Genomic DNA, 9886 nt, shown 5'->3' with positions numbered 1-9886 from the left:
TAAAGAAAGACCAGAAAAATACCCAACAGCGAGACGTAAAAATGCCAGTCAGTTGCTTAACTGACTGGCATTAAGCCAATTTGGCTCCCTTAACATTTTCAAATTTAATATTTTGAAAATTAATGACTATGACAAGAATTACAGACTTTCAGTGAAAGTACGCGTAATCACATCACGCTGTTGTTCTGGTGTCAGTGCGTTGAAACGTACGGCATAACCGGATACACGAATCGTCAACTGAGGATATTTCTCTGGATGTTTGACTGCATCTTCCAGTGTTTCGCGGCGCAGAACGTTTACGTTCAAATGCTGACCACCTTCAACACGTACAGTTGGCTGCACTTCCAGCGGAACTTCACGATATTCAATCTGGCCTAACTCGCTGGCCGGAACGATTTGATCTTCTGCGTAACCAGCTTTAGCGCAAACACAGCGCAATTCAGATTTTTCATTATCTAGCAGCCAGAAAGAGTTCAGCAAGGCTTCATTGTTAGCTTTAGTAATTTGAATACCAGTAATCATTTGGGGCCTCCGTAATACGGCTATAAATTCCAAGGGGGAAAAAACTATCTTGGTTATTTGGTAAAACCATTGTTGTCTTATTGTTCTATATACCAGTCAGACAGCTGCGTTTCTTTGACATAAATCAATCTTTTAACCTCCACGGCAATCACGTCACTGGCAAATTTATGTTTTATATCAATTTTATCAATCTGGCTTACAGCAATTATTTTTGTAAATTTTCAACATTTTTTGCATAAAAAGGTCAAAAAAACATCATCACATCACAGACTCTGGTTTAACAGTTTCACTCACAGGTTTGAAACGGTAAGCTAGTGCATATCAATATATTAGAGAAACCAAGGAGAGTGATTATGCCCGCCTCCCTTAGCTGGCACGATGTGATCGGCCACGAAAAAGAGCAACCTTACTTTAAAGATACGCTGGCCTATGTAGCAGTAGAACGCAGTGCTGGCAAAACCATCTACCCACCACAAAAAGATGTCTTTAATGCCTTTCGTCTGACTGAATTGGATCAGGTCAAAGTCGTTATTTTGGGCCAAGACCCGTACCACGGCCCTAATCAGGCTCATGGATTATCATTTTCCGTCTTGCCCGGCGTACCCGCACCGCCCTCTTTGGTCAACATCTACAAAGAGCTGGCCACTGACATTCCCGGCTTCCAGCGCCCCAACCATGGTTTTTTACAAAGCTGGGCTGAGCAAGGTGTATTGCTACTCAATACTGTGCTGACGGTCGAAGCAGGTAACGCCCACTCTCATGCCAACCTCGGCTGGGAAACCTTTACCGATAAAGTCATTGCGGCGCTGAATGAACATCGTGATGGTGTGATTTTTATGCTGTGGGGAGCACATGCGCAGAAAAAGGGCCGAATCATTGATACCCAGCGCCATTTTATTTTGAAAGCTCCACACCCATCACCACTCTCCGCACATCGCGGTTTTCTTGGCTGTAAACACTTTTCACAAGCTAACCAACTATTGCAGCAACATGGTCAGCAGCCAATTGACTGGCAACCTAAGCTGCCAACGGCAGAATAAAACATCATTTGCTAACGAGAAAAATAAAAAAGGCACCCATCAAGGTGCCTTTTACCTATCAGGACACCTTTAAGCTTTTGCTTTAGATACCGCGACCATCGCCGGGCGTAACAAACGGCCATTCAACGTATAACCTTTCTGCATCACCATCATGACGTGATTTGGCTCGTGATCAGCAGATTCAAGCATCGTCATTGCCTGATGAACTTCAGGGTTAAACGGTACATTTGTCTCGCTGACAACTTGAATACCGTATTTACCTACGGCATCAAGCAATGATTTTAGGGTCAGTTCGACGCCTTCTATCATCGCAGTCAATTCCGCATTGGTTTTGTCGGCAGTATCCAGCGCGCGCTCCAGATTGTCGATCACAGGCAATAATTCAGATGAGAATTTTTCCAACGCAAATTTATGCGCTTTTTCAACATCCTGTTCGGTACGACGGCGGATATTCTCAACTTCAGCCTTCGCGCGTAGCAAGCTTTCGCGCTCACGTTGTAAGGCCGCAGCCAACTGCACTTCAAGCTCGGCAACACGCGGTTCTACACCTTCACCCGTCTCTTGTGTCGCTTCCACTTGCTGCTCTGCTGCATTTTCCATTTCTTCCGAGACTTGCTCGTTTGGTGCTTTCTGTTCTTTACTACTCATGGATATCTCCGCGTTTTAGCATTAATCTCGCTACTTGGCTTATTATGGGGATCAAAACCGGGGATTCAAGGGAACCGGTCATAATCTGGGGTAAAAGCCCCCCCAGTGAGGAAAATCACGGCAATGAATAATAAAAGATTCAAGTGTATTGGTATTGTCGGTCACCCACGCCACCCGGCCGCTCTTGCCACCCATGAAATGCTCTACCGATGGTTAAACACCAAAGGGTATGACGTTATGGTTGAACAACAGATTGCTAACGATCTCAACTTAGCCGACGCTGTTACAGGTAGCTTGGCTGATATTGGCCAAAAAGCTGATTTAGCTGTCGTGGTCGGCGGTGATGGCAATATGCTGGGCGCCGCTCGAGTACTTGCCCGTTATGATATCAAAGTGATTGGCGTCAACCGAGGCAATCTGGGCTTTTTGACTGATTTAGACCCTGATAATGCGCTGCAACAACTTTCCGATGTATTGGAAGGCGAATACCTCAATGAACAACGTTTCTTGCTGGAAGCACAAGTCACACGAACAGATCAGCAAAGCCGCATCAGTACCGCAATCAATGAGGTAGTTTTGCACCCTGGCAAAGTAGCCCATATGATCGAATTCGAAGTGTATATCGATGATCGCTTCGCATTTTCCCAACGCTCTGATGGCCTAATCATCGCCACTCCCACCGGTTCAACCGCTTATTCACTCTCTGCGGGTGGTCCAATATTGACGCCAACACTGGATGCCATCGTCTTGGTTCCCATGTTCCCACATACCCTAACCGCTCGACCACTCGTCATTAATAGTAGCAGCACCATTCGCCTTAAGTTTTCCCAAATCACCAGTGACCTGGAAATTAGTTGTGACAGCCAGATAGCACTGCCAATTCAGGAGGGTGAAGAAGTCCTAATCCGGCGCAGTGATTTCCATCTCAATCTTATTCACCCTAAGGACTACAGCTATTTCAATACGTTAAGTACAAAGTTGGGTTGGTCAAAAAAATTATTCTGAAAAGTGCCTCAGGCTCTTTACTGTATATAAAACCAGTCTATACTGTATTCAAATACAGCCATGTGTTTATGTACAGGAGATTTACCATGCTGGCCCAATTAACCATCAGTAATTTTGCAATTGTACGTGAGTTAGAGATTGATTTTCAGCCCGGAATGACGGCAATTACTGGTGAAACTGGGGCTGGGAAATCCATAGCCATAGATGCATTAGGGCTGTGCCTTGGCAGCCGTTCAGACGGCAGCATGGTACGTTTAGGGGCAACTCGTGCCGATATTTGTGCTCGTTTCTCACTAGCAGATACTCCATCAGCCCGTCAGTGGTTAGAAAACAACCACCTTGATGACAGTAATGAATGCTTGCTACGCCGAGCTATTGGCACTGATGGCCGCTCAAGGGGTTTTATTAACGGAACAGCAGTGCCGTTGTCCCAATTGAGGGAACTGGGCCAACATTTGATCCAAATTCACGGCCAACATGCTCATCAATTGTTACTAAAATCTGACCATCAAAAGCAATTATTAGATGCCTACGCAGGCCAATCTACCCTGTTGGCGGAAATGAAAGCAGCTTATCAACTTTGGCATCAAAGCTGTCGCGCGTTGGCACTGCATCAGCAACAATCGCTGGAACGTAATGCTCGTCACGAGCTATTGCAATATCAGTTAAAAGAGTTGAATTCATTCACCCCACAAGCCGGGGAATATGAACAGATTGATGTCGAATATAAACGTCTGGCAAACAGTGGTCAGTTGTTGTCACTCAGCCAACAAACCCTACAGTTACTGTCTGATGATGAGCAGAATAATATTCTCAGCCAACTCTACTCAGCCAAAAACCAACTTACAGAACTGGCCGGAATGGATGAGCAATTTAATAATTTGCTGAATATGCTGGAAGAGGCCTCGATCCAAATCAGTGAAGCCAGTGATGAATTACGCCACTATGCCGAACAATTTGATATGGACCCAAATCGTCTGTATGAACTGGAGCAGCGGTTATCTCGCCAATTAAATCTGGCCCGTAAACACCATGTTGCGCCGGAAGAGTTACCGCAATTTCATCAGCAATTGCTCGATGAGCAAGCACAACTATCACAACAAGAGAATGATCACGAACAACTCAGCCATGTAGTCAATACTCACTATCAGCATGCATTGGCTATTGCTAAACGCTTACATGAAGAACGCCAGCATTATGCTGACGAATTGGCCATGCTGATTACTGAAAGTATGCGCGAACTATCCATGCCGCACGGCAGATTCGCTATTGAAACCCAGTTTGAACCGGAGCATCTGAGTGCGGAAGGCGCTACTCGAATTGAATTCGGCGTCACCACGAATCCAGGTCAACCACTGCAACCGCTGGCTAAGGTTGCTTCAGGTGGTGAACTTTCTCGCATCGCATTGGCTATTCAGGTCATTACAGCGCGTAAAATGGATACCCCTGCACTAATTTTTGATGAAATCGATGTAGGTATTAGTGGGCCAACAGCAGCCATAGTAGGCCGCCTATTGCGCCAGTTAGGCGAATCGACTCAGGTGATGTGTGTGACTCATCTACCCCAAGTTGCAGGTTGTGGCCATCAACATTTCTTTGTGAGTAAACAAACTGATGGTACTGAAACCGAAACCCATATGCATCGGTTAGATAAAAAAGCCCGCTTGCAAGAGTTGGCGCGCCTTCTGGGCGGTAGTGAAGTGACGAAAAACACCTTAGCAAATGCAAAAGAATTACTCGCAGCGTAGAAAAGATTAACTTTTTTCCGTTCTAGAGGTCATACAGGTGCCCTGTAAAGGTTCCCAACTGCTGCAAGGTCTATTATCATCGTCATCCTACGCCCTAAAGGAATGTGATTACTATGCGCTGTAAAATGCTGACTGCCGCCGCTGTGATGCTTGCAATGCTTACTGCGGGTTGTTCAACGCTGGAGAAGGTGGTCTACCGGCCTGATATTAATCAGGGTAACTATTTATCACCTAATGATGCATCCAAAATTCATAAGGGTATGACCCAGCAACAAGTGGCATATACCTTAGGCACCCCAATGTTGCAGGATCCGTTTGGAACTAAAACGTGGTTCTATGTATTCCGTCAGCAACCTGGCCACGAAAAAGTGACACAACAAACATTAACGTTGACCTTTGATAGCAGTGGTGTACTAACTGATATCAAGAATGAACCAACGCTAGTAGAAAATTGATTTAACCGACGATTGCAGAACAGGTTGAGGAAAGAATTACTGATTAAGGTTTTAGGCACACAGCCTATTAATGCTTACGCAGCCACACAATAATTCACATTCTTCTTCAATGGCAGTCTAGGGCTACAAAAAAAATAAGGCACAGATTGTGCCTTATTTTTTTGCTTGTTCAGCACGCTGCCGGCGTAATTCTTTAGGATCCGCAATTAATGGGCGATATATCTCAACCCTATCACCATCATTAAGCTTATCGCCAAGCTTAACCGGGCGACTATAAACACCCACTTTATTTTTTGTTAGATCAATATCGGGTCGTAATTCAAGCAGACCTGAAGCTCTGATTGCCTCCTCTACGGTGCTTCCTCCTTTAAGGGAAACAACCCGCAAATATTGGCGTTCGGGTAAGGCATAAACCACCTCAACGCGAATATCAGACACTGTAAACCTCTTTAGCCCTCTGGGTGAATGCTTGCACCATATTACCAGCTAATTCCTTGAATATTTTACCAAAAGCTAACTCAATCAACTTATTGGTAAACTCAAAATCAAGGTGCAATTCAACTTTACAGGCATCTGCACTCAGTGGAGTAAAATACCAGCCCCCCATTAACTTACGAAACGGCCCATCCACCAGTTGCATATCAATACTCTGGTTATCAGTTAATGTATTACGTGTCGTAAAAGTTTTACTTATTCCGGCCTTGGCAACATCGACAGCAGCCGTCATTTCATTTTCAGTAGCATCAAGAACCCGGCTTCCAGTACAACCCGGTAAAAATTCTGGATAAGAATGAACATCATTAACCAGTTGATACATCTGTTCTACGCTAAATGGAACCAATGCAGAGCGGCTAATTTGTGGCATAACATTTCCTGTGAGACATAAAACGCGCTGATAATACCATTTATCCACCGCCAGACAAAAAATCTGCTAGGCATTCTTCACAACAAATGAGACAAAATGCACAGGCATCCTGCGGGAAAGGATTTCATTCGCCTCCGCATACAGTATAATGATCAATACTATGACAAAGAAAAAAGCATACAAACCCGGTTCCGCAACCATTGCGCAAAATAAACGCGCCCGCCATGAATACTTCATTGAAGAAGAGTTCGAGGCCGGTCTTTCACTGCAAGGTTGGGAAGTAAAATCTCTGCGTGCTGGCAAAGCCAACATTAGTGATAGCTACGTAACCTTTAGAAACGGTGAGGCATTTTTGTTTGGTGCCACCATTACGCCGTTAAACGTGGCATCGACGCATGTTGTCTGTGAGCCAATGCGTACCCGTAAACTGCTACTAAACAAACGCGAGCTAGACTCACTGATTGGTAAAGTTAATCGCGACGGTTTTACCGTTGTTGCCCTTTCCGTATATTGGAAAAACGCTTGGGTTAAAGTTAAAATCGGTGTCGCTAAAGGCAAGAAAGATCACGATAAACGCGATGATATTAAAGATCGCGAGTGGAAGTTAGACAAAGCGCGCATCATGAAGCACGCAAATCGTTAAGTGACTGGCTTAGCAGGACATAGTTCTGTTATACTAGCGAAGTTCTTTGGGGCTGATTCTGGATTCGACGGGATTCGCGAAACCCAAGGTGCATGCCGAGGTGCGGAGGCCTCGTAAAAAACCGCAAAAAAAATAATTGCAAACGACTCGCAATACGAATCTGCTGCTTTAGCAGCTTAATCAGCCTAAGAAACTGAAGATTCCCTCTCTCCCTAGCCTCCGCTCTTAGGACGGGGATCAAGAGAGGTCAAACCTAAAAGAGATCGCGTGGACACCTTGCCTGGGGTGAAAGCGTTAAACCCAATCAGGATAGTTTGTTAGTGGCGTGTCCGTCCGCAGCTAACCGGCGAATGTAATGACTGGACTAAGCATGTAGTGCCGACGGCGTAGTAATTTCGGACGGGGGTTCAAATCCCCCCAGCTCCACCACTTTTGGTTTTACCGAAGTATAGTAAAGTCTACTAAGCCCGCATGGAACCAGCCTTGCGGGCTTTTTTACGTCTATAGTAGTCTACTGAGAATTGCTAGAAACCACTACTTATGGCACCCTCCTAATGTCCCTCGAGCAGAGGGAGTAAACACGAGGGAGCAAAAATGCCAAAGGTAGCAACAAAACTCACTGACACAGAGATCAAAAAAGCCAAGCCCGTAGATAAGGAATTCACGCTATGGGATGGAGATGGTTTGTTCCTTCGTATCAAGCCCAGTGGCAAGAAAATCTGGCATCTCGCCTATGCCGTGCCTTATACGAAAAAGCGTTCCAAAATGAGCCTTGGATTCTATCCTCACTTAACACTCGCTCAAGCAAGAGCACTTCGCGATGAATATCTATCATTGCTTGCTAATGGCATTGACCCTCAAGCGCACAACGAACAAAAAGCTAACGCGATAAAAGATGCTACTGAGCACACGCTCCAAGCCGTTGCTCGAAAGTGGTTAGATGAGAAGGTAAAGACATCTGGTATATCCAAAGACCATGCAGTAGACATCTGGCGTAGTCTTGAACGAAATATCTTCCCCGGATTAGGCAATGTGCCTATCAAAGAGATCCGGCCTAAGTTATTGAAGCAGCATCTTGACCCAATTGAACAACGCGGTGTATTGGAAACCCTGCGCCGAATCATTTCCCGCCTGAATGAAATCTTCCGCTGGGCAGCGACAGAAGAACTTATTGAGTTTAATCCTGCTGATAACCTCGGTCAGCGTTTTAGTAAACCTAAAAAGCAAAATATGCCCGCCCTTCCCCCCAGCGAACTACCAAGATTTATGGCTGCACTGGCGAATGCTTCCATACGGCTGGAAACACGTATGCTGATTGAATGGCAGTTGCTTACTTGGGTTCGCCCCGGAGAGGCTGTTCGTGCGCGTTGGGCTGACATCGATACAGAAAACAAAATCTGGAACATCCCCTCTGAATTTATGAAGATGAAACGTCCTCATAAGGTGCCGCTCAGCAAAGAAGCTCTTCGTATACTCGAAAATATGCAGCCTATCAGCAGTCATCGTGAATGGGTATTTCCCAGCATAAAAACTCCATTGACCCATATGCATGAGCAAACAGCCAATGCAGCGTTAATCCGTATGGGTTTAGGTGGTGAATTGGTTGCCCACGGTATGCGATCTATCGCAAGGACAGCAGCAGAGGAATGCGGTAAGTTCAGGACAGAAGTGCTTGAATCGGCTTTGGCTCATACCAAAAGCACTGAGATTATAGCCGCTTACAATCGTGCAGAGTATCTCGTCGAAAGAGCAGATCTTATGCAATGGTGGGGGGATTATATTCAAGTGCAGAAACATAAGGCTATTGCAGCGTGATAGTGATGTGATCTTACGGCTCCAACGAGATCTGTGTTAAATGACCCAAACAGAAGTTTATGGTCTTGGTTTCCGTGCGATGGCTTGTATCGCATTGGTTGAATAAGGTCAATGGTCAATGGTCAATGGTCAATGGTCAATGGTCAATGGTCAATGGTCAATGGTCAATGGTCAATGGTCAATGGTAGGCAGCTTACCTTAATGCAAATTGTGAAGGGATGGTTAGACCGTTTGTGTGTGCTAAATAACCGAATATATAGCAGAAAATTATTGAGTTTTCTTTGAACGATTATATCTAAATTTTATAAATTCTCTGCTATATTATCAATAATCTAAGCACTCACGGCGGAGTTGGTTTATGGGCCTTCATGTTCACTCTCTTACAAATATCCCTAAAAGTGAAGACCGGGATTATCTTATTTATTTGCTTGATTATGGGTGGCATGAGCCACTTGCAGAAATAATCAATAACAACTTTAATAAAATAGCAAATATTGCAGCTAATAACCGAACCATTATAATTAAAGGAACAGAACTCGCTCACTTTGAGAACGAAGTTTTTTCTTGGCATCAAATAAACAATGAACGAGGAGATAATATACTACCTGCAATATTAATAACAAATGCCCACCCTTCTTATTTTAAAGAAAATAATCATGGCTATAGAAAAGCAACCGGGTTATATAAAGAATCAAAAGAAGGAGATCTAAAACTTATACTTATTCCATTGAAGAAAATATGTCAAACTTCTACAGAAGTCATTTCACTTATAGAAAATATTTTTTCAGATATAAAATTAGAAAAAGATTTATCTAACTTCAGCGTGGCAAAAGAATTAAAAAAAGGGATTGGTTCAGCAATTGTTGACGCGATAATATTAGAGCCAAATATCTCTGGCATTGGATTTAGCTTTAATAAGTTAATTAGTTTTATACGTGGAACTAAATAAAGTATACATCAATAATCTTACTACCATAAATGAGCATGAAAAATTGGAAGAATTAAAGGAATCAGTAAAGCAAGCAATATCGAAAAGATTAGAAAGCCCCTTATTTGGCTTTATTACTCTTAGCTGGATCGCCACTAACTGGGATAACATTCTTATACTGATATTTAGCAAGGAACCAATTGAGAAAAATATATAC

11 protein-coding genes and 1 other RNA gene are annotated in these 9886 nt (G+C 44.0%); 8 read left to right on the top strand and 4 right to left on the bottom strand.

Annotation, left to right across the window (positions count from 1 at the left end; all coding sequences use genetic code 11):
- Positions 1–138: 138 nt before the first annotated feature.
- Positions 139–522, bottom strand: coding sequence for an autonomous glycyl radical cofactor GrcA (gene grcA / locus FTA91_RS11530; protein ID WP_050116161.1), 384 nt, complete (start codon positions 520–522; stop codon positions 139–141).
- A 353-nt stretch (positions 523–875) separates the two neighbouring features.
- Between grcA and ung the strand changes: the two genes are divergently transcribed.
- Positions 876–1562: a uracil-DNA glycosylase gene (gene ung, locus FTA91_RS11525; RefSeq protein ID WP_050116160.1), complete on the top strand. Its 687-nt coding sequence runs from the start codon at positions 876–878 to the stop codon at positions 1560–1562.
- Positions 1563–1631: 69 nt separating this feature from the next.
- Here ung and grpE read toward each other — a convergent pair whose 3' ends face one another.
- The gene (gene grpE / locus FTA91_RS11520; protein WP_050116159.1) at positions 1632–2210 is read right to left on the bottom strand and encodes a nucleotide exchange factor GrpE; all 579 of its coding nucleotides are present in this window, start codon (positions 2208–2210) and stop codon (positions 1632–1634) included.
- Between the two features lie 123 nt (positions 2211–2333).
- Between grpE and nadK the strand changes: the two genes are divergently transcribed.
- From nadK to bamE, 3 genes are all read left to right on the top strand, one after another.
- Positions 2334–3215: an NAD(+) kinase gene (gene nadK / locus FTA91_RS11515; RefSeq protein ID WP_050116158.1), complete on the top strand. Its 882-nt coding sequence runs from the start codon at positions 2334–2336 to the stop codon at positions 3213–3215.
- 86 nt (positions 3216–3301) lie between these two features.
- Positions 3302–4963, top strand: a complete 1662-nt coding sequence (recN, locus tag FTA91_RS11510; protein WP_186366564.1) for a DNA repair protein RecN — start codon at positions 3302–3304, stop codon at positions 4961–4963.
- Between the two features lie 113 nt (positions 4964–5076).
- On the top strand, positions 5077–5418 hold the full coding sequence (gene bamE / locus FTA91_RS11505; protein WP_050116155.1) for an outer membrane protein assembly factor BamE: 342 nt from the start codon (positions 5077–5079) through the stop codon (positions 5416–5418).
- A gap of 153 nt (positions 5419–5571) precedes the next feature.
- Here bamE and FTA91_RS11500 read toward each other — a convergent pair whose 3' ends face one another.
- Together FTA91_RS11500 and FTA91_RS11495 are read right to left on the bottom strand one after the other, a co-directional pair.
- Positions 5572–5856: an RnfH family protein gene (locus tag FTA91_RS11500; protein WP_050116153.1), complete on the bottom strand. Its 285-nt coding sequence runs from the start codon at positions 5854–5856 to the stop codon at positions 5572–5574.
- Complete coding sequence (locus FTA91_RS11495) at positions 5849–6283, bottom strand: type II toxin-antitoxin system RatA family toxin (protein WP_038635588.1); 435 nt, start codon at positions 6281–6283, stop codon at positions 5849–5851. The genes FTA91_RS11500 and FTA91_RS11495 overlap by 8 nt, the downstream gene beginning before the upstream one ends.
- A gap of 160 nt (positions 6284–6443) precedes the next feature.
- Here FTA91_RS11495 and smpB point away from each other — a divergent pair, with 160 nt between their 5' ends.
- The 4 genes from smpB (at position 6444) to FTA91_RS11475 (ending at position 9690) form a co-directional block, all read left to right on the top strand.
- Positions 6444–6926: an SsrA-binding protein SmpB gene (smpB, locus tag FTA91_RS11490; RefSeq protein WP_005166313.1), complete on the top strand. Its 483-nt coding sequence runs from the start codon at positions 6444–6446 to the stop codon at positions 6924–6926.
- Positions 6927–6974: 48 nt separating this feature from the next.
- Positions 6975–7355, top strand: a transfer-messenger RNA (tmRNA) gene (gene ssrA, locus FTA91_RS11485).
- 165 nt (positions 7356–7520) lie between these two features.
- Positions 7521–8741 (top strand): integrase domain-containing protein, encoded by a 1221-nt coding sequence (locus tag FTA91_RS11480; RefSeq protein ID WP_145583382.1) that lies wholly within the window; start codon positions 7521–7523, stop codon positions 8739–8741.
- Positions 8742–9099: 358 nt separating this feature from the next.
- On the top strand, positions 9100–9690 hold the full coding sequence (locus FTA91_RS11475; protein WP_050928443.1) for a hypothetical protein: 591 nt from the start codon (positions 9100–9102) through the stop codon (positions 9688–9690).
- The last annotated feature ends 196 nt before the right edge of the window (positions 9691–9886 follow it).

It is taken from the genome of Yersinia thracica (assembly GCF_902170565.1).
In the GTDB taxonomy this organism is placed as follows: domain Bacteria; phylum Pseudomonadota; class Gammaproteobacteria; order Enterobacterales; family Enterobacteriaceae; genus Yersinia; species Yersinia thracica.
This window is presented reverse-complemented; position numbering and strand designations above follow the sequence as displayed.